15 protein-coding genes are annotated in these 18,454 nt (G+C 64.6%); 5 read left to right on the top strand and 10 right to left on the bottom strand.

Annotated features, from left to right (window positions below; genetic code table 11):
- Nucleotides 1–21: 21 nt before the first annotated feature.
- Entirely contained in the window at nt 22–903 is an 882-nt protein-coding gene (locus tag M3149_RS17750) for a LysR family transcriptional regulator (RefSeq protein ID WP_011829315.1), read from the bottom strand.
- Nucleotides 904–1,013: 110 nt separating this feature from the next.
- Here M3149_RS17750 and M3149_RS17755 point away from each other — a divergent pair, with 110 nt between their 5' ends.
- The 4 genes from M3149_RS17755 (at nt 1,014) to M3149_RS17770 (ending at nt 3,896) form a co-directional block, all read left to right on the top strand.
- Nucleotides 1,014–1,427 carry a hypothetical protein gene (locus M3149_RS17755; protein WP_011829314.1) on the top strand — a complete coding sequence of 138 codons (414 nt, stop codon included), beginning with the start codon at nt 1,014–1,016 and terminating at the stop codon, nt 1,425–1,427.
- Nucleotides 1,428–1,644: 217 nt separating this feature from the next.
- Nucleotides 1,645–2,730 (top strand): calcium/sodium antiporter, encoded by a 1,086-nt coding sequence (locus M3149_RS17760; RefSeq protein WP_011829313.1) that lies wholly within the window; start codon nt 1,645–1,647, stop codon nt 2,728–2,730.
- Nucleotides 2,731–2,800: 70 nt separating this feature from the next.
- Nucleotides 2,801–3,400 carry an exopolysaccharide biosynthesis protein gene (locus M3149_RS17765; protein ID WP_041929606.1) on the top strand — a complete coding sequence of 200 codons (600 nt, stop codon included), beginning with the start codon at nt 2,801–2,803 and terminating at the stop codon, nt 3,398–3,400.
- A gap of 19 nt (nt 3,401–3,419) precedes the next feature.
- The gene (locus M3149_RS17770; RefSeq protein ID WP_011829311.1) at nt 3,420–3,896 is read left to right on the top strand and encodes a CopD family protein; all 477 of its coding nucleotides are present in this window, start codon (nt 3,420–3,422) and stop codon (nt 3,894–3,896) included.
- A gap of 562 nt (nt 3,897–4,458) precedes the next feature.
- Here M3149_RS17770 and M3149_RS17775 read toward each other — a convergent pair.
- From M3149_RS17775 to M3149_RS17785, 3 genes are read right to left on the bottom strand one after another with little or no spacing between them, the layout of a single operon-like run.
- The gene (locus M3149_RS17775) at nt 4,459–5,706 is read right to left on the bottom strand and encodes a CaiB/BaiF CoA transferase family protein (protein WP_251710827.1); all 1,248 of its coding nucleotides are present in this window, start codon (nt 5,704–5,706) and stop codon (nt 4,459–4,461) included.
- A gap of 4 nt (nt 5,707–5,710) precedes the next feature.
- Nucleotides 5,711–6,694, bottom strand: a complete 984-nt coding sequence (locus M3149_RS17780) for a Bug family tripartite tricarboxylate transporter substrate binding protein (RefSeq protein WP_251710828.1) — start codon at nt 6,692–6,694, stop codon at nt 5,711–5,713.
- A gap of 38 nt (nt 6,695–6,732) precedes the next feature.
- Nucleotides 6,733–7,539 (bottom strand): enoyl-CoA hydratase/isomerase family protein, encoded by an 807-nt coding sequence (locus M3149_RS17785; RefSeq protein ID WP_251710829.1) that lies wholly within the window; start codon nt 7,537–7,539, stop codon nt 6,733–6,735.
- A 124-nt stretch (nt 7,540–7,663) separates the two neighbouring features.
- On the opposite strand from M3149_RS17785, the gene M3149_RS17790 reads away from it, so the two are divergent.
- A complete protein-coding gene (locus M3149_RS17790; protein WP_251710830.1) occupies nt 7,664–8,338 on the top strand; it encodes a GntR family transcriptional regulator in 675 nt (224 codons plus the stop codon).
- Nucleotides 8,339–8,690: 352 nt separating this feature from the next.
- Here M3149_RS17790 and M3149_RS17795 read toward each other — a convergent pair whose 3' ends face one another.
- The 6 genes from M3149_RS17795 to dnaN form a co-directional block, all read right to left on the bottom strand.
- Nucleotides 8,691–9,674: an IS5 family transposase gene (locus M3149_RS17795; protein WP_251710831.1), complete on the bottom strand. Its 984-nt coding sequence runs from the start codon at nt 9,672–9,674 to the stop codon at nt 8,691–8,693.
- Between the two features lie 92 nt (nt 9,675–9,766).
- A complete protein-coding gene (locus M3149_RS17800) occupies nt 9,767–10,789 on the bottom strand; it encodes an AAA family ATPase (protein ID WP_251710832.1) in 1,023 nt (340 codons plus the stop codon).
- Nucleotides 10,786–12,357: an ATP-dependent nuclease gene (locus tag M3149_RS17805; RefSeq protein ID WP_251710833.1), complete on the bottom strand. Its 1,572-nt coding sequence runs from the start codon at nt 12,355–12,357 to the stop codon at nt 10,786–10,788. Before M3149_RS17805 ends, M3149_RS17800 begins: the two co-directional genes overlap by 4 nt.
- 30 nt (nt 12,358–12,387) lie before the next feature.
- Nucleotides 12,388–13,884 (bottom strand): Shedu immune nuclease family protein, encoded by a 1,497-nt coding sequence (locus M3149_RS17810; protein WP_251710834.1) that lies wholly within the window; start codon nt 13,882–13,884, stop codon nt 12,388–12,390.
- 702 nt (nt 13,885–14,586) lie between these two features.
- Nucleotides 14,587–17,172 (bottom strand): DNA topoisomerase (ATP-hydrolyzing) subunit B, encoded by a 2,586-nt coding sequence (gyrB, locus tag M3149_RS17815; protein ID WP_251710835.1) that lies wholly within the window; start codon nt 17,170–17,172, stop codon nt 14,587–14,589.
- Between the two features lie 79 nt (nt 17,173–17,251).
- Nucleotides 17,252–18,358, bottom strand: a complete 1,107-nt coding sequence (gene dnaN / locus M3149_RS17820; protein ID WP_251710836.1) for a DNA polymerase III subunit beta — start codon at nt 18,356–18,358, stop codon at nt 17,252–17,254.
- Nucleotides 18,359–18,454: the final 96 nt, after the last annotated feature.

Below are 18,454 nucleotides of genomic sequence, written 5' to 3' on the forward strand. Positions count from 1 at the left end.
TCGAGGTCGATCAGGACACCTCTAAAGTCGCGCCGCGGCCACCACCTGCGTCACCAGGGGGTGGTGCTGGCCGCGCCGCGACCGGATGGCGTGGATCTCTTCCTTCACGCCATCACTACTGCCCAGCAGCCGAAGGCCGCGCATCAGGCCGACGTCGTCTGCTCCGAGTCGGCTGACCGGGAACACGCCCAGGCCGCGAGCCGCAAACACCGCCAGCAGGGCGCTGTCCTCGAACTCCCCTACGATGCGAGGGCGCAGGCCCTGCGTTTCGAACCAGTGGTCCAGCGTCGGGCGCAGGGCCGAGTGCCCAGTGGGCAGCAGAACAGGCAAGTCGTTCAGGCTTTGCGGAAACCGGTCGCGCTCGGGCTTCCCGACCAGCCGGGCCGGGCCATACCACTCGACCGGTGACTCAACGAGGCGCTCGCTGGTGAGGCGCAGGTTCGGGTTGCGCGGTGCGGCCTGACCGGCCAGCACCAGGTCCAGGTGATGCAGCGCCAGTTCGCCCAGCAGCTGCTCGAACTCTCCTTCGTGGCAGACCAACCGAAGGTTGGGTGTGCTCAACACGGGCTCCAGCAGCGCATGGGCTGCAAGCTTCGAGATGCCATCGGAGAACCCAACCGCCAGGCGGGCCACCTTGCCGCTGGCCGCTTCGCGCACCTCGTCAGGGATGCCCTGGCCCAGCTGAAAAATCTCCTCGGCGCGTGCAAAAGCAGCCTGACCTGCTTCGGTGAGGGCCACGCCACGGCCCGAGGGCTTGAGGAGCTGGTGGCCCAGCGCCTTCTCCAGCTCGCGCACCTGCGCGCTGATGGTCTGCACCGCCATGTCCAGCCGTTCGGCGGCACGGGCGAAGCCGCCTTCCTTGCTGACAACCCAGAAGTAGTGGAGATGTCGGTAGTTCAGCATGTGTCCTCCGGTGCGGGAAAACCGAAGTTTAAGTGCGTGCGAATCTGGTTTGTGCGAAGCGCATTGGTCCCGATACTCTGTGCCATTCGAATACCATAGGAAGTCCAGTCATGTTCTACGTCCTCAGTTGGTTCTCCGTCGTCGCACTTCTGGCGCTGTGGTCGCTGGCTGCCTGGGCGCTGCATGCCGTTGCCGTCTGGACGGTTTCGAACGCGGGCGCGCTCACAGGGGCTGCATCAGGCGCCGGCACCATCGCTGTGCCGGATTGGCTGGCCCCCTGGGTGCCGCCCGAAGTCGCGCAGTGGGCAAGCCAACTGATGGCGGGCTTTGCGCCGTTTGTCGACGGCCTGCTGCAGGCCGCACCCGCGCTGGCGGGTGGCTTGACCGTGGCGACATGGGTGATCTGGGGCATCGGCAGCGTGCTGCTCGTGCTGCTAGGCGCCGGGCTGCACCTGCTCATCGCGCTGTTGCGCCGCCGCGGTGGCGGCTCAGGTCCTCAGCCGCGCCAGCCAGTGGCAGCTTGACTGGTAGGCTTCTTGGGCGTGGCACCACTGCAGCACGCGGGTCGGGTCTTGTGAGGGCCCGTGGGGCGGAGCAGGCCCAGCCCGCGATGCTGAGCCGAGCGCAGCCGCAGCCGCTCCCGGGTCTGATTGCGGAACTGGCTCTCAGGCCGACCGCTGAGTGGCCCAGGTGGCGTTGCAGCCTGCGGTGGGCGAACGCTTGCAGCTACAGTGCCAGATCATGAACATACTCATTTTTCTCGGTGGCCTGATCCTGCTGGTCATCGGTGCCAACGTGCTCGTCCGCGGTGCGTCCAAGCTGGCGCTGTCGTTCGGCATCAGCCCGCTCGTCGTAGGACTCACCATCGTGGCCTTCGGCACCAGCGCGCCCGAGGTCGCGGTGAGTGTCGGTGCCGTGCTCGACGGCAAGACCGACATTGCCATCGGCAACGTGGTGGGCAGCAACATCTTCAATGTGCTGTTCATCCTGGGCATCAGTGCGCTGATCGCGCCGCTGGTGGTCAACATCCAACTGATCCGCCAGGAAGTGCCGATCATGATCGGCGCGAGCCTGCTGTTGCTGGCGCTGGGGTTGGACGGCCGACTGTCGTTCTTCGACGGTGGAATTCTCTTCGTGCTGCTCGTGTCGTACACGGCGTTCCTCGTCGTGCAATCGCGGCGCGAGACACAGGCCGCCAAGGATGAGTACGCCCACGAGATCAAACCCGCCGAAGCGGGTGCTTGGGACGACCGGCTGCCCGCCCAACTGCTGCTAATCGGTGCCGGCCTGGCGGCGCTGGTGTTCGGATCCGAATACCTCGTGCAGGCCTCGGTGAACTTCGCCAAGGCGATGGGCGTGAGCGACTTGATCATCGGCCTGACCATCGTCGCCGCGGGCACCAGCATGCCCGAGGTGGCCACCAGCATCACCGCTGCCATCAAGGGCGAGCGCGACATCGCAGTAGGTAACGTCGTCGGCAGCAACACCTTCAACATTCTGGGCTGCCTGGGCCTGTCGGGCCTGGTGTCGGGTGACCTCGGCCTGGCCATGGCGCCGTCGCTGCTGGCCTTCGACATTTGGGTCATGCTGGCCGTGGCGCTCGCGTGCCTGCCGGTCTTCATCACAGGCCGTGAGATTGCGCGCTGGGAAGGCGGCGTCTTCCTCGGTTACTACGTCGCCTACGTGGCTTACCTGATCCTGGCCGCGCAGCAGCACGACGCGCTGCAGGCGTTCTCGGGTGTCATGCTTGGCTTCGTCGTTCCTCTGACGGTGGTGACGCTGGTGGTGGTGGTGATCCGCCGTCCGGCGGCAAGCAGCGTGCCGTGAGTGAGTTGATGAGCATTCAGGACAATCTGCTCAGTCCCCGCCGTGCCTTGCGGGACGACGTCGAGGCCCCATGACGGAATCCATCGTGCAGCGGCTGCGTGAAACAGCCGCGAACCTGCCTGCCGAGAGGGTGTCGATGCAAACCCTGGCGCAAGCCCACGGGCCTGCCGCGCACGGCACCTGGCTGCTGCTGATGGCAGTCCCGTGTCTCCTTCCCGTGCCTGGCGTCGGCACTGTGCTTGGCCTGGGAATGGCCGCGCTGGCGGCGGCGATGTGGCGGGGTCAGTCCTCTGCATGCCTTCCTCGGCGGGTGGCTGAACTCGAACTCTCACGCACCTGGGCGCAGCGGGTGCTGGGCATGCTTGCGTCTGCCTATTGCGTGGCTGGGCGTCTTGCCAGGGCCCGGCTGAGCCATCTTGCATCCCCGGAGAGACGGTCATGGACCGCCGCAGCGATTGGGTTGATGGCTTTCATCGTCGTCATGCCCATCCCCTTCGGCAACGTGCTCCCGGCGCTGGCGCTGATGCTCATCGGACTGGGGCTGGTGTTTCGCGATGGTGTTGCGGTTGTCCTGGGGCTGGCGATGGCGGCCCTGGCGATGTGCGTCACTGCGGGCGTCATGCTGATGGCATGGGCCTGGGGCAGTGACTGGCTCCTGGGTTTGTTTTGAATCTGAACGGAAGTTCGAAATGATCTACGCTGCCCTCAAGACGGTTCATGTGCTGGCCATCATCCTGTGGATCGGTGGCATGGCATTTGCGCACTTCTTCCTGCGCCCGGCCGTCGCCCAGCTCGAAGCGCCAGTCCGCTTGCGGCTGATGCACGATGTGCTCGGCCGCTTCTTCCAAGCGGTACTTGTGGCCGCGCTGCTGACGCTGGCCAGCGGCGTGTGGATGCTGGGCCGTGTGGCCAAGCAGGTGGTGCAGTCGGGGGGCAACTTCGAGATGCCGCTGGCCTGGACCGTCATGGCGGCGGTGGGCGTCGCGATGGTGGCGATCTTCATGCACATCCGCTTCGTGCTCTTCAAGCGGCTCGGCCGGGCCGTGGCAGCGTCCGAGTGGGCCGCCGGTGGTGCGGTCTTGGCGCAGATTCGCACATGGGTCTCGATCAACCTCGGCCTGGGCGTCTTGGTGCTGCTCGTGACGCTGATGCGCTGGACGACCTGAGTCCTGACCCTGCAGACCACTTTCCGGCGTCGTGGACGGCACCGATACGGTCAGCCGACCAAGCTGCCCGACCAAGCACAAACTCGGCGAAGGCATCCAAGGTGACGCCTCTGAAGACGGCGGCGCGTACGCGCCAGGTCAGTGCCACTCCGAGCGTTACCACCGAGAGGCCGTGGTTCGCCGCTGCCGACGGGTTTCACGTCAACGAGCGCGCATGCGCCCTGGTCTCAAGGAAGCTGCAGCCGTTGGGGTCGCCCTTCGCCGCGGGAATGACCGGTCTTCTGTTTAACCGCCGGCTGCTGTGGGTCGAAAGCTGCCGGCGGGGCCATGAAGGGCGAACTTCCGCCATCAGTCTGTTGTGGACTCTGGGATGTAGCGCCGACAGTGCACTGCGAGGGCCACTAATTGCTTTGCGAGGGCTTGCGAAGAACAGCTTTCGACGGCGGCTTGTCTTGTCACATGGCAATCTGCGCCTGCGCCTGCGCATCAGCGACTGGGCTCAGTTCGGTTGTTGGACAGCCAGCGTGCTCTCCCGAAGCCGCCCTGGGCCGCTTGCGCGCCTTCAGCCTACCGAGGCAGACGCTTGTGGTCCTGCAACGGCTTGAGCATCGACCAAACCCTGTACCTCGGCTTCGTCGAAACCGAATTCGCTCAAGACCTCAAATGTGTGCTCACCGATCAGCGGCGCCGGGCCTGTACGGGCAGGACTAACGCCGTCAAAGTGCAGTGGACAACCCACGGCCTGGTCCAGGCCGGCGCGGGTGTCGTGGTTGTCGATCACCATGCCCACGGCGCGGGTCTGAGGATGACTCAGTGCCTGCCCCACGTCCTGCACGGGGCCCACGGGTACGCCTGACTGCGCAAGGGCTTGCGTCCAATAAGCCACCGATTCAGTGCGCAGCGCCGTGTTGATGAGGGCTTCGAGCTCACGGCGGTTGGCCAAGCGCGCGGCACCACTCACGAAGCGCTCGTCCTGCGTCCATTCGGGGTGCCCCAGCGTTGCGGCGATGCGCACCCAATTGGCCTGGTTACCTCCTCCAATGGCGATGGCGCCATCGGCACATGCGTAGGTCTGATATGGCGCGATCAGCGGGTGTGCCGTCCCCATGGGTTTTGCGACGATCCCTTTGGAGAAGTAGGCTGCAGCGAACCAGTAGGTTTGCTGCATGCATGCCTGCAGCAATGAGGTGTCGACACGCCCGCCCTGGCCGGTGCGCAGGCGGCGGATGTAGGCGGCCAGCACGCCCAGCGCGGCCAGGATGCCGGCGTTCACGTCGGCCACCGAGATGCCAGGCTTTACGCCTGCACGGCCCTCTTCACCGGTGACGCTGATGAGGCCGGAGAAGGCCTGCAGGATCAGGTCGAAGCCGCCCTGCTCGGCCAGTGGCCCGGTGCGGCCGTAACCGGAGATGGCAGCGTAGATAAGGCGTGGGTTGGCGCGCAGGAGCACCTCGTGGCCGAGCCCGAGGCGCTCCATGGTGCCGACGCGAAAGTTCTCGGTCACCACGTCGACCTGCGCGACCATGCGCAGCAGCGCCGCGCGGCCTTCGGCCGTGCGCAGGTCCAGCGCCACCGAGCGCTTGCCGCGGTTGATCATCACGAAGGCGGGCGACAGGCCGAGATCGCCCGGGCGCTGGTAGCCACGCGCGTCGTCACCGCCGGGAAAGCGCTCGACCTTGATCACGTCGGCGCCCATGTCGGAGAGCAGCACGCCGCACACGGGGCCGGCCATGATCTGCGAGAGCTCGAGCACCTTCAGGCCCGCGAGCGGGCGGTCGAAGTCCTCGGGCAGAGCGGTCTGCTCGGTCATTCGCTCAACCTTCCATCTTGATGCCGGCGGTCTTGATGACCTGGCCCCACTTGGCCAGGTCGGCGCGCACGCGTTCCTGCACCCATTCGGGCGTGCGCGCCTGTGCGTCCTCGACCCCGTACTTGTCGAGCGTGGCGACCACCTCGGGGTCGGCCATGGTCTGCACCATGGCCTGTTGCAGGCGCTGCGCGATCGGTGCCGGCAACTGCGGCGGCGCAACCATGGCGAACCAAGGCGTGGCCTCGTAACCGGCCACGCCCTGCTCGGCGATGGTGGGCACGTTCTTCATGCTGGCGGCGCGCTGTGCCGAGGTGACGGCGATGGCGCGCATGCGGCCGGCCTGGATCAGCGGCAGCGCCGGCGCGATGGTGGCGAACGCCACCTGCACCTGGCCGGCCATGAGGTCGTTCATCGCGGGGGCGGCACCGCGGTAGGGCACGTGGCGGATCTGCGTGCCCGTGAGCTGCTTGAACAGCTCGCCCGCCAGTTGGTGCGGCGAGCCGATGCCCGACGAGGAGTACGCGTAGGCCTCAGGCTTTTCCTTGAGCAGGCGGACCAGCGAGGGCACGTCGTTGGCGGGCACGTCGTTGTTGACCAGCAGCACCAGGCCGCTTGCGCCCACGTAGCCCAGGGGCGTGAAGTCGCGCACCGGGTCGTAGGGCACGCTGCGCAGGTTGGGAATGATCGACATGCTGCCGGTGTCGGCCAGGTAGAGGTGGTAGCCGTCGGCCGGCTGGCGCGCCACGTAGGCAGCGGCGATGGCGCCGCCCGCGCCGGGGCGGTACTCGAACACCACGGGCTGGCCGAGCAGTTTCTCCAGCCGAACGGCCAGGGTGCGGGCCACGATGTCGGCCGCGCCGCCGGTGCTGTAGCCGATGTGCAGCTTGAAGGCCTGCGACGGCCAGGTGTTGGCGTGCAGCGCGGGCACGGCCAGCGCCGCGGGGGCCGCGCCCATCAGGCGCAGCAGGGTTCGTCGATCGATGTGCATGTCTTGTCTCCTTCGTTGTGATGGGTGTCGGCCGCGGCTCAGCGGCCCTTGAACACCGGCGGCCGCTTTTCTTGCCAGGCGCGCATGCCTTCGCGCAGGTCTTCGCTGGCCAGGCTCGCGCGGTGGCGCTCGTCGCTCGCCGCCACATCGAGTTCGCCGCGGGCGATCTCGTTGAGCGAACGCTTCATGCCCTCCACCGCACGCGGCGCCTGGGCACTCAGGGTGCGCACCAACGCGTCCACCGTGCCGTCCAGGGCCTCAGGCGCCACCACGTCGGTGAGGTAGCCGATGCGCAGCATTTCCTCGGCCTTGATGGTGGTGGCAGTGAGGAAGAGCCGGCGTGCGGCGTTGGTGCCCAGGCGGTGCGACCAGCGGATCAGGCCTTCGGTGTAGTAGTGCAGGCCCAGGCGGCTGGCGGGCATGAACATCTCGCAATCGCTGCGGCCGACCCGGAAATCACAGCTCAGCGCGAGGTCCGTCGCGCCGCCGTAGACGCTGCCGTTGAGGCGGCACACGGTGGGCACGCGCAGGGACTCCAGTTCCAGCGTCATGGCCGGGAAGTCGGGTAGCGGACGTTCGGCCCGGCCCGCCGGCGCGATGGCGCCGCTGCGCTCGCCGAGCTCATCGAGGTCGTAACCGGCACTGAACACGCGGCCCACGCCGGTGAGCACGAGCACGCGCACCTGCGCATCGCGTTCGACCTCGGCCAGGATTTCGCGCAGGCGGATCACGTCCTCGGCCTGCATGCGGTTGAGCACCCGGGGGCGCTGGAGCGTCACGGTGGCCACGCCGTCGGCGATGGCCAGGCCGGGCAGATCGCCCAGGCTCTCGTCTCTTGCATTCATTTCTGTCTCCTTTCGATTCATATGAATTTATATGAACGCGTTTTCAAGGTCAAGAGCATTTGAAATGAGGGAAAACCACGACGCATGAATTCCCGAAAGGCGCCCTGGCCGTACACTGCCGCCCATGAGCGACGCGACGACAACAGCCGAACGCACGACGACCACGGTGACCGACGAGGTGCGACTGGCGCTGGAAGACGACATCCGGCAGGGCCGCCTGCGCCCGGGCGACGCGCTGGACGTGAAGGCGGTGGCCGAGCGCTTCGGCATCTCGCGCACACCGGCCAAAGAGGCGCTGCTGCAACTGGCCGCCGCGGGCCTGATGAACTTCTCGCCGCGCCGCGGCGCGGTGGTGACGCGGCTGGAGCCGCGCGAGGTGTTCGGCATGCTGGAGGTGCTGGCGGTGCTCGAATCGGAGGCCGCCCGGCTGAGCGCACGCCGCATGAGCAACGCGCAACGCCAGGCGCTCGACGCGGTGCAGCAGGAGGCCGAGCTGGCCGTGGAACGCGACGACATCGCGGCCTACACCGGGCTCAACTTGCGCTTGCACGACCTCATCTACCAGGGCTGCGACAACAGCTACCTGGCCGGCCAGATCGTGCACATCCGCGAGCGGCTGGCGGCCTACCGGCCGGTGTCGTTCGAGCGGCCTGGCCGCATGAAGGCGTCGCACCGCGAGCACGGCGCCATCGTGCGCGCCATCGTGCGCGGCGACGAACCCGAAGCGCACCGCGCGATGGTGGAGCACATCACCGTGGGCGGCACCGCGCAGGCCGAGCTGATGCTGCGCATGCGTTGAGCGATTCAGATGCGGCTCGCGCAGGACTGCACTCGTTCAACTTCTTGAGTTGTCCAGCTTCCGCATAAGACTGATCTCGGTCGTTCGACGCTGCGGCCTGCGATGACCACTATCAGCCATAAGCAGAAGTCCCGGGCTTCAACGCGTCAGACCCGCGCGTTCAGATTCGCGCGAATTCTGGGGGTGCGGTGTAGGCGCTGCGCAGCAAATCCCTAGGGAAGGTCTGCACAACACCCGCCGCAGCGAGGGTTGATGCATGAGATTTCAGATGGCGGCAGCTCCAGGGCAATTCGGGTCATTCGAGGGCCGATTTGCGGCCCTTTGCCAGCCCTTTCGGTCGCTGCGGGCGCACTCATCCCCGGGCCTCGCTCAACAGCGTTCGGCGCACCATCCACAAGTTGCTCAGCGCAAACAACGTGTACAACTGCGCCGTGTTCTTGGTCATCCCCCGGTAGCGCACCTTCACGTGCCCGAACTGGCGCTTGATGACGCGAAACGGGTGCTCGACCTTGGCGCGGATACTGGCCTTCACATGTTCAAGCTTGTCGAGCACCGCGCCCATCGGGTTGGCCTTGTCCAGGGCTTTGCGTTTGCCCGGGCGCATGGCCACGTGCCAGGTGGCCTCGATGTGCTGCACCTCCTCGCGCTTGGCCACGCCCTGGTAGCCCGAGTCGGCGAACACGTCCGCTTCTTCGCCATGCAACAGCGCGCCGGCCTGCGTCACGTCGTTCACATTGGCGGCCGTGCCGATGACTGTGTGCACCAGCCCCGAGTCGGCATCCACCCCGATGTGCGCCTTCATGCCGAAGTGCCATTGATTGCCCTTCTTGGTCTGGTGCATCTCGGGGTCGCGCTCGCCGCTGCTGTTCTTGGTCGAGCTGGGCGCTGCAATCAGCGTGGCGTCCACCACCGTGCCGCTCTTCAGAAGCAGGCCCTTGGCCGTGAGCGTGGCGTTGACCGTGGCCAATATCTGCAGGCTCAGGTTGTGGGTTTCGAGCAGGTGACGAAAGCGAAGAATGGTGCTCTCGTCGGGCAGGTTGTCTTCGCCCATGTCCAGCCCGGCGAATTCGCGAAACATCGGTGTGTCGTACAGCGCTTCTTCCATCGCCGGGTCCGACAGGTTGAACCACTGTTGAAGGAAGTGGATGCGCAGCATGGTCTCAGTGGCAAAGGGTGGGCGTCCGCCCTTGGCGCCGGGTGCCGGTGCATGCGGCGCAATCAACGCCACCAGCTCCGCCCACGGTACCACCAGGTTCATCTCGTCGAGGAACTCGCGCTTGCGCGTGCGCTTGGTCTTGCGCTCGAATCCGTTCTCGCCCAGGCTCATTTGCTTCATGCCGTCACTGTCTCACATCGGGCCAGCGGCGCCGAGGTTGTGCAGACCTTCCCTAGCTCAGGATCGCGGAGATGCGCTGATAGATCACACTTTCAAGATGCGCCCCGGTGCTTTCTGAACAGCTTCTCAGGCGCGATGAAAAGATTACCCCGCGCCCGCGAGAAGGCCACGTAGAGCTTGTTCCGAATGATCGGCTTCGCTTGGGAAAGTTGGCCGCGAGAGAAAAGAGCCCAGCTCGTTGGATTGAGCACCACGCAGACGTCCTCGTAGTGATCGAGACCTTTGCAGGCTCCCCAATTGTGGGAATTGCAGCCGTAAAGCCAGTGCTGCTCCAGAAAGAGCTTCACGATCCCCGGGTTCGCGTAAACACGATCGACGTCAGCTTGAGATTCCAAGACTTCAACACTCACGTTGGTTGAGGCTGCTGAGGCGATCTGAATGCCAAGCGTCTTGGTGATGTACTCGCAGACCTGAGAAGCGCAACGGTGGCTCTCCGAAAGGGAACTGATGTCGACGTGAAAACCCGCCATTTCGAATCGCTTTCGATAGGCTTCGTAGTTGTCGTGCAGTGACCGATTCACGTTTCCATCGTGGCTCGTCGCGAACGTGTGCTGATAGAAGTCCCCAACCAAGCGAAAGGTCGCTTTTGTCTTTGCGAGGGCTAACAAGAAGTTGAAGTCGTGCCCGCCAAAATCTTGGACCTCGTCGACGAACACATCGTCGTAGTAGCGATCGACCCTAGCCCGCAGTTCCTCCATGTATCCTTTGACGGCTAGTAGCTTGGCCATGCGACAGTGATAGATCCGATCGCCGTGCATGTAGCGCAGCCGACTGGTCAGCGGCATACGACTTGATTCCTTGGTGGGGATCGCGAATGAGATGCCGCGGCTGCACATTTCGGAATGAAGAAAGGGCTTGTAGCAGAAGCGGTTGAGGAAGGAAAAGTAGGTGTTGACCGTGACTGTGGCCGGGTGCCCGTCGAGCCTTTTGGCGATACGGCGACGCAGGTCGTCTTCCGTGTTGGTGGTGTAGGTGATCACTAACGATCGGCGCGACGGGTCGATCCGGTCGACAATGCTTCGAGTCTTGCCCGAGCCCGCCACCGCGAAGGTCACTGCCTTATCCACGCGATTGCATCCCGGATGTATTTAGGTGCGGTGAGCTCGGGTGCACCCTGTTCAAGCAACTCGAACGCCGCGTCGGCCTTGTTGGCGATCATGTAGTCCTGCACGCTCAGAGACTTGCGCGCAGCCCCGAAAAGCCTCTCGCACAAGGCTTGGTTGTCCTGGTAGACGCACACCTCGAATGTGTTTCGCTTGTCGTCAGCATCTGCGAAGACTCGCGCGTTCTCCATTTCAAAATCTGCGTAGTTGTCGACGCAATTCTTCTGCCAGTGTCCGTCGTTGTCGCGCACCACCGCTACTCTGATGCCCAAGAGCCTAGCGAGTTCGAGGTAGCGCTTGAAGCTTGTGCCGCCAACAGAGATCACGTGGACCCCGTCTTCGGCCAGCGTCGAGCCCTTGGAGTGCTTCTCGTAAAGAGCTTGGATGAGGATGAACTCCGCGTCTCCCTCGACGAGGATCACCCTCTTGGAGAGGGCGAACTCCAGCACATGATTGTCAGGCGCCTTCATGAAGAACCTAGCCGTCGCTTCGCTCAGGTTAGACAACGCGGCGCGCTTTTCTGGGCTCGCACCGAGCAGCATCGCCTTGCGGAGGTCAAGGCGCGAACAAATTAGGCTGCTGTGGGTCGCGACCACGAGCTGGCGATCCTCGGCCTTCGCGAGCCTTTCTACGAGCTTGCGCATGTGCGCATGGCTCAGATGGTTCTCCGGCTCCTCGAGCAGGAGCAGATGGAGCGGGAACGTGCCCTCACCGCCCCGTCGCAGTGCGAAGCTTGTCTTCACGAAGCACTGCCGCCCTTTTCCCCTCACGTCAAGCGGCAGTTTGTCCTCCAAAATGACTAGGTCGGTCTCGAGGTTCGCCTTAGTGCTCGTGCGGACCGCGAACTGGTATTCCGTGAGCGTCTCGTTGATGGCTTTGAGATGCTCGTTGCGGAAGTCGTCCTTCGCCTTGCGATACGAGCTCTCTAGCTTGTTCCTAGCTTTCACATCCGCGCTCACAGAAAAGAGCTGTTGTGTGTAAGCGCGGGTAGCCTGCTCGCTGTCAATCCGGGAACTGTCCAACAAAAGGTGCCGGACGTGCTTCCTGAATGCGATCTGTGAGTCCTCGGCGAAGGTGGCGAACCTCGGTGCGTAGTACTCAAACGGAAAAGGGGCGTCGGGATCGCGGAGATGTTCCGTCACTTCGGCCTCGATCTCCCGGGGCACGGCGCATTCCAATTTGATGCCGTCGCACATCTGGCCGTCGACGTTGTTCCTCCCGCACAGAAGCGGCTCATCGCAATCGGTGAGGAAAATTTCCACCAGCACGCGAGGCAAATCTACGACTAGACGGCGGCTTGCCAGAAAACGGTTGACCGAGTCGAGGTTCAATAAGCTCTCAACGCCCAACGCCTCGATCTTTGATCTGCTCGCGCTTAAAGCAAGATCGATGGCGAGGAGCACACTGCTCTTTCCGGCTTCGTTATCGCCGAGGAGCACGTTCAGTCCTGGATTCAATGGCAGGTCCAACCTCTCGAACCGCTTGAAATTGCGCAGGACGACTTTCCTGATTGCCGGCATCGACGCCTCCTCTTGCTTTCAATTACCTTCTTATGCCGGGTTGCCGGACTCCCCGTCGGGGCGCGCCGTACTGGCCTCAGCGTCGACCGCGGGCACGCCTTGCTCCCCTGGTTGCGAGATGAGTCGGTGAATAGCGCGCAGCTTATCAAGCAGTTCGTCGAACGTGATCACAACCACATCCTTCGTGGCGTTTCGGAACAGGTCGAGCGACCGGCGCTTGTCCTGTGTGTCGGGATCGCGGCCAGCGATCACCATGCAGTGCACATGGCCGACGTGCGTCTCGTCCGTCTCAACAAGACCACGAGCACGCGCGTGAAAGTTCATCGTGAGCTCGGAGCGCTGTGCAAGGACCTGCGAAATGGCGGCGCAAAGCTCCGCATGAGCGGCGTAGACGCTCCCGCGGAACGGACGTGTTTGCAGGAGCCGCGTGCGTGTAGTCTTGATCTCGACGAGCGCCAGGCCGCCCGTTAGTCGCTGGCGATACAGAAAGTCCGCGATGTTTTCGCCCCGACCATCCCAGGTCACACCGCCAACGTGCGCCTGTGCCCCGACGAGGAGCACTGGATAGGGAAAAGCCATCCCGAGGACGAATGGATGCTCCTCGAAGAAGCGTTGCCACACAGGCTCGTCTGGGTTCCGCCGCAATGTGGCTTCCAACCGATCGATGATGTCCGCAAGGGTGACTCGCTCGATCTCAGCGCGCAACTCCAGCAGCGCTCGCGGGTTTTCCCGCGCGATTTGCGACGCGTCGTGCAGTACGAGGTCCGTGGCTGCACTTCGGTCGCTTTGGCTTCTCGTGGGCTCCCGTGAGCTCAGTCGGACGAGTTCGTAGATCTCACCAGGCTGCGGCTGACGATCCTGTCTCGGGAAGCGCTCCGCGTCTACGGCGTGAACGATCTCGTTGTGGGCGAGGCGCTGTCGCTCTTGCAGCGCTCGGCGCTGGGAGCGCCGGCCGATCTGGTCCAGTGCTTTGCGGGCGCGTTCAAACCGGTCCCGGCCCAGGGTGAACGTGTTTCCCGAGAGCGAGGCAGCGTCACCGTCCACGAGCAGGAGCTCGGTGGCGTTGGTCGCCCGCTCAATTGCCTCGAGGATTAGGCGGTGCTCGTAGCGTAGTCCAAGCCCTCTACGCGCGTGGCGGGAGAAGCCGACTGGGAGCGCCTGCAAAAGCTCGTCGAACTCGTAGATGTCATGGGGCACCGGCCATTCGCCGGGAATGCGGATGCGCTGAATTTGCCGATACTTTGGGCCGAGGAAGTCCCGGCGGTAGGACGCGGCGACCACCGGCGCCATGATCATCTCGTCGGGCGCGACGTGCGCGAGCAACACTTGCTGGTCAGCGCGCCGGCCGGTGTCGTCCGCAACCTCGCCGTGAGCGTAGATCTCGGCCCGCTCCTCCCCTTCGACCTCAATTACATTCAGGCTAACGGCGCATTCCTGGTCCGATTCAGGGCGCTCCGGCCCTTCGCCCGCGTCGTCTGACTGGGCGTCGATCTCGTCGTCTTCGTCCCTCTCTGGCGCTGTCGCCATGCTGCCCCCCTTTTTGGTTATTGCCCCTGTTCGGGTGCCGCGTGTTCCAGTTCAACGCGCTAGCTTGGTAGTGGTATTGCACGCATATCGCAGGACCTAACTATGACTTAGTCCCGAAGAGCGCCGATCCCTTGCGGTTCGATCTGACCACCAACGCGGCGCTCGCCTCAGTCGCCCACCAAGATGGCCGCAGCCTGGCGAACATAGGAGTGGCTCGTTCGCAAACATTGTAAGGAGGGTCGCCCGGCTGGCCCCTCACAGATTTGGCGCCGTTAGCGCCCGCAACGCGGGCGTGCACCCGGCCTGCGAAGGAGCCGCGCAAGATCGTCGGCGAGAAGAACTGAGTCAGCGCAACAAAGAACCATGCGTTCAGCCAGAAGCCTGCTTCTGGCCGATTGCGGCAGTCTAGCTATGACCTCGCCTTCTGCAAGCAGTCGACCGACATTGCGGAGTTCTGAACGTCCGCAACGTGGCCCAGAACGAACGTTCGGCGCACAAACCCAGCCGACAGCTCCCGCTGCATAGACGACCTTGACTCTGTCGTCCTAGGCGCGGTGGGAAGGATGCAGCCAAAACCAATGGCCAGCGCCAGTTGGCGAAAACTTTGGCGCGGAATAGGGCAGTCGCAACAACTAGCGACCTTCAGTCGCAGCACTTTGGCGCCAGTTCCGTTTAATGTGGCGCCCTACGTGAGCAGCGCTCTCACACGTCAATATTCCCCGCCCGCAGCGCGTTCGTCTCGATGAAGTCCCGCCGCGGCTCCACCTCGTCTCCCATCAGCATCGTGAACACCCGGTCCGCCTCGATCGCGTCGTCGATCTGCACGCGCAGCAGGCGGCGCACGTTCGGGTCCATGGTGGTTTCCCAGAGCTGCTCGGGGTTCATCTCGCCCAGGCCCTTGTAGCGCTGGCGGGCGGTGGTGCGTTCGGCCTCGCCGATCAGCCATTGCATGGCCTGGCGGAAGTCGCTCACGCGTTCTTCCTTCTGTTTCTCGCCTTCACCGCGTTGCACCTTGGCGCCCTCGCCCAGCAGGCCGCGGAAGGTGTTGGCGGCTTCGGCCAGGGCCGCGTAGTCGGCGCCGTGCACGAAGTCCTGCGTGATGACGCTGCTCTTGATGTTGCCGTGGTGGCGGCGGCTGATGCGCAGCACCGGCTTGTCGGTGCGGGCGTCGAACTCGGCGCCCACGGTGGCGGGCACGCCAGTGGTGGCGAGTTCGCGCAGGCGGGTCTGCAGTGCCTGCGCGCTCACCGCGGCGGCGTCCATGTCGTCGAGGTTCAGGGCCACGCCGTCGGCCACGGCGCGCAGCGCCTCGGCATCCATGAAGGCGGACAGGCGCGCGATCACCTGCTCGGCCACCTGGTGCTTGCGCGCCAGCTCTTCCAGCGTGTTGCCTTCGAGCACGGCGTTGGTGCTGCCACCGGTGAGCACCTTGGCGTCTTTCAGTGCGATGCGCAGCAGGAAGCCGTCGAGCGCGCCGGCGTCCTTCAGGTAGAGCTCTTCCTTGCCGTTCTTCACCTTGTACAGCGGCGGCTGCGCGATGTAGATGTGACCACGCTCCACCAGCTCGGGCATCTGGCGGTAGAAGAAGGTGAGCAGCAGCGTGCGGATGTGGGCGCCGTCGACGTCGGCGTCGGTCATGATGATGATGCGGTGGTAGCGCAGCTTGGCGACGTCGAAATCGTCGGCGCCGCTCTTGGCGTCACCGCCGCCGGCCTTGCCGATGCCGGTGCCTAAAGCGGTGATGAGCGTGAGGATCTCGTTGGAGGTGAGCAGCTTTTCGTAGCGCGCTTTCTCCACGTTGAGGATCTTGCCGCGCAGCGGCAGGATCGCCTGGAACTTGCGGTCGCGGCCCTGCTTGGCCGAGCCGCCGGCGGAGTCGCCCTCGACGATGTAGATCTCGCACAGCGCCGGATCTTTCTCCTGGCAGTCGGCCAGCTTGCCGGGCAGGCCCATGCCGTCGAGCACGCCCTTGCGGCGCGTCATCTCGCGCGCCTTGCGCGCGGCCTCGCGCGCTTTCGCGGCCTCGACGATCTTGCCGCAGATGATCTTGGCGTCGTTCGGGCGTTCCTGCAGGTAGTCGGTCAGCAGGCGGGCCACCACGTCTTCCACCGGGCCGCGTACCTCGCTGGAGACGAGCTTGTCCTTGGTCTGGCTGCTGAACTTGGGCTCGGGCACCTTCACGCTCAGCACGCAGCACAGGCCTTCGCGCATGTCGTCACCGGTGACTTCCACCTTGGCCTTCTTGGCCAGTTCGTTCTCTTCGATGTACTTGTTGATGACGCGCGTCATCGCGGCGCGCAGGCCCGTGAGGTGGGTGCCGCCGTCGCGCTGCGGGATGTTGTTGGTGAAACAGAGGACTTGCTCGTTGTAGCCGCTGTTCCACTGCATCGCCACCTCGACACCGATGTTGGTGCCCTGGTCGCTCTGGCGGTCGCCGAGCGCGTGGAAGATGTTGGGGTGCAGGACGGTCTTGCCCTTGTTGATGAACTCGACGAAGCCCTTCACGCCGCCGGCGCCGGAGAAGTCGTCTTCCTTGCCACTGCGCTCGTCGTGCAGGCGGATGCGCACGCCGTTGTTGAGGAAGCTGAGCTCGCGCAGGCGCTTGCTCAGGATCTCGTAGTGGAAGTCGTTGTTCTCTTTGAAGATCTCGGTGTCGGGCAGGAAGTGCACCTCGGTGCCGCGCTTCTCGGTCGCGCCCGTCACCTTCATGGGCGAGATCTCGACGCCATCGGCGTTGGGCTCGACGATGCGGTTCTGCACGAAGCCGCGCGAGAACTCCAGCTGGTGCACCTTGCCTTCGCGGCGCACCGTGAGGCGCAGCCACTTGCTGAGCGCGTTCACGCAGCTCACGCCCACGCCGTGCAGGCCGCCCGAAACCTTGTAGCTGTTCTGGTTGAACTTGCCGCCCGCGTGCAGCTCGGTCAGCGCGATCTCGGCCGCGCTGCGCTTGGGCTCGTGCTTGTCGTCCATCTTGACCCCGGTCGGGATGCCGCGGCCGTTGTCGACCACGCTGATGGAGTTGTCGGTGTGGATGGTCACCACGATGTCGTCGCAGTGGCCGGCCAGCGCTTCGTCGATGGAGTTGTCGACCACCTCGAACACCAGGTGGTGCAGGCCGGTGCCGTCGGATGTGTCGCCGATGTACATGCCCGGGCGCTTGCGCACGGCCTCCAGGCCTTCGAGGATCTGGATCGAACCTTCGCCGTAACCTTCGCTCGCACCGGCCTGGTGGGCGTCGATCCTGGGCTGGAAATTGGAGCTCTCGGGGCTCGGTGCGGCGTCGGACATAAGGGCTTTCTCTATCGCAAAAAACGCCAAACCCGCTGGTCAGCGGGTCGGGCTTCGGGGCAAGCTGGTGGGTCGTGGGTCAGATGCGCATCGGCATCACGACGTATTTGAAGGCGTTGTCGTCGGGGTTGGTGACGAGCGCGGAGCTGTTGCCGTCGGCCAGCTCCACACGCACCATGTCCTGCCCCATGTTCTGCAGGGCATCGATGAGGTAGGTCACGTTGAAGCCGATCTCGATGGTGTCGCCGCCGTAGTCGATGTCGAGTTCGTCGACGGCCTCTTCCTGCTCGGCGTTGCTGGAGGCCACGCGCAGGGTGCCGGGCTCCACGTTCAGGCGCACGCCCTTGAACTTCTCGCTCGTCATGATGGCGGTGCGCTGCAGGCTGGCCAGCAGCGGCGCGCGGCCCAGGGTGACGATGTTCTTGTGGTTCTTCGGGATCACGCGGTTGTAGTCGGGGAACTTGCCCTCGACCAGCTTGGTGACGAACTCCATGCCGTCGAAGCTGAACTTGGCCTGGTTTGCCGCGAACTGCATCTCGATCGCGCCTTCCTTGTCGGAGAGCAGGCGCTGCATCTCCAGTACCGTCTTGCGCGGCAGGATCACCTCTTGTTTCGGCACTTCCACGTCCAGCGTGGCGGAGGCGAAGGCCAGGCGGTGGCCGTCGGTGGCCACCAGGCTGAGTTGCTTGCCCTCGGCCACGAACAGGATGCCGTTCAAGTAGTAGCGAATGTCGTGCACCGCCATCGCGAACGACACCTGGCCGAGCAGGCTCTTGAGCGTCTTCTGCGGCACGCTGAACGCGGGGCCGAAGCTCGCGGCCTCCTGCACCAGGGGAAAGTCTTCCGCCGGCAGGCTTTGCAGCGTGAAGCGGCTCTTGCCGCCTTTGAGGACGAGTTTGCCGGCCGTGTGCTCCAGGCTCACGGTCTGGTCGCCCGGCATGGTGCGCAGGATGTCGATGAGCTTGCGCGCGCCCAGCGTGGTGGCGAAGGCGCCGCTGTCACCGCCCAGGTCGGCCGTGGTGCGGATCTGGATCTCCAGATCGCTCGTGGTGAGCTGCAGCTGCGGGCCGGTTTTGCGGATCAGCACGTTGGCCAGGATCGGCAGCGTGTGGCGCCGCTCCACGATGCCGGCGACCGCCTGCAGCGCGGCCAACACCTTGTCCTGGGAGGATTTGAAAACGATCATCGGCGGCTCTTTCGTTATGGGCGGGTGCCTGGCGCACCCGGGGCGGCTGGAACCGCCGTATTTTCACTCTTTTGAACAGTGTTTTCCGCTGGTTTC

It is taken from the genome of Hydrogenophaga intermedia, from assembly GCF_023715105.1.
Classification (GTDB): domain Bacteria; phylum Pseudomonadota; class Gammaproteobacteria; order Burkholderiales; family Burkholderiaceae_C; genus Hydrogenophaga; species Hydrogenophaga intermedia_A.

Excerpts from the sequence above, each read along its gene's own strand:
- M3149_RS17750 (WP_011829315.1), bottom strand. The coding sequence starts at position 903 with ATGCTGAACTACCGACATCTCCACTACTTCTGGGTTGTCAGCAAGGAA.
- M3149_RS17755 (WP_011829314.1), top strand. The coding sequence starts at position 1,014 with ATGTTCTACGTCCTCAGTTGGTTCTCCGTCGTCGCACTTCTGGCGCTG.
- M3149_RS17760 (WP_011829313.1), top strand. The coding sequence starts at position 1,645 with ATGAACATACTCATTTTTCTCGGTGGCCTGATCCTGCTGGTCATCGGT.
- M3149_RS17765 (WP_041929606.1), top strand. The coding sequence starts at position 2,801 with ATGACGGAATCCATCGTGCAGCGGCTGCGTGAAACAGCCGCGAACCTG.
- M3149_RS17770 (WP_011829311.1), top strand. The coding sequence starts at position 3,420 with ATGATCTACGCTGCCCTCAAGACGGTTCATGTGCTGGCCATCATCCTG.
- M3149_RS17775 (WP_251710827.1), bottom strand. The coding sequence starts at position 5,706 with ATGACCGAGCAGACCGCTCTGCCCGAGGACTTCGACCGCCCGCTCGCG.
- M3149_RS17780 (WP_251710828.1), bottom strand. The coding sequence starts at position 6,694 with ATGCACATCGATCGACGAACCCTGCTGCGCCTGATGGGCGCGGCCCCC.
- M3149_RS17785 (WP_251710829.1), bottom strand. The coding sequence starts at position 7,539 with ATGAATGCAAGAGACGAGAGCCTGGGCGATCTGCCCGGCCTGGCCATC.
- M3149_RS17790 (WP_251710830.1), top strand. The coding sequence starts at position 7,664 with ATGAGCGACGCGACGACAACAGCCGAACGCACGACGACCACGGTGACC.
- M3149_RS17795 (WP_251710831.1), bottom strand. The coding sequence starts at position 9,674 with ATGAAGCAAATGAGCCTGGGCGAGAACGGATTCGAGCGCAAGACCAAG.
- M3149_RS17805 (WP_251710833.1), bottom strand. The coding sequence starts at position 12,357 with ATGCCGGCAATCAGGAAAGTCGTCCTGCGCAATTTCAAGCGGTTCGAG.
- M3149_RS17810 (WP_251710834.1), bottom strand. The coding sequence starts at position 13,884 with ATGGCGACAGCGCCAGAGAGGGACGAAGACGACGAGATCGACGCCCAG.
- gyrB (WP_251710835.1), bottom strand. The coding sequence starts at position 17,172 with ATGTCCGACGCCGCACCGAGCCCCGAGAGCTCCAATTTCCAGCCCAGG.
- dnaN (WP_251710836.1), bottom strand. The coding sequence starts at position 18,358 with ATGATCGTTTTCAAATCCTCCCAGGACAAGGTGTTGGCCGCGCTGCAG.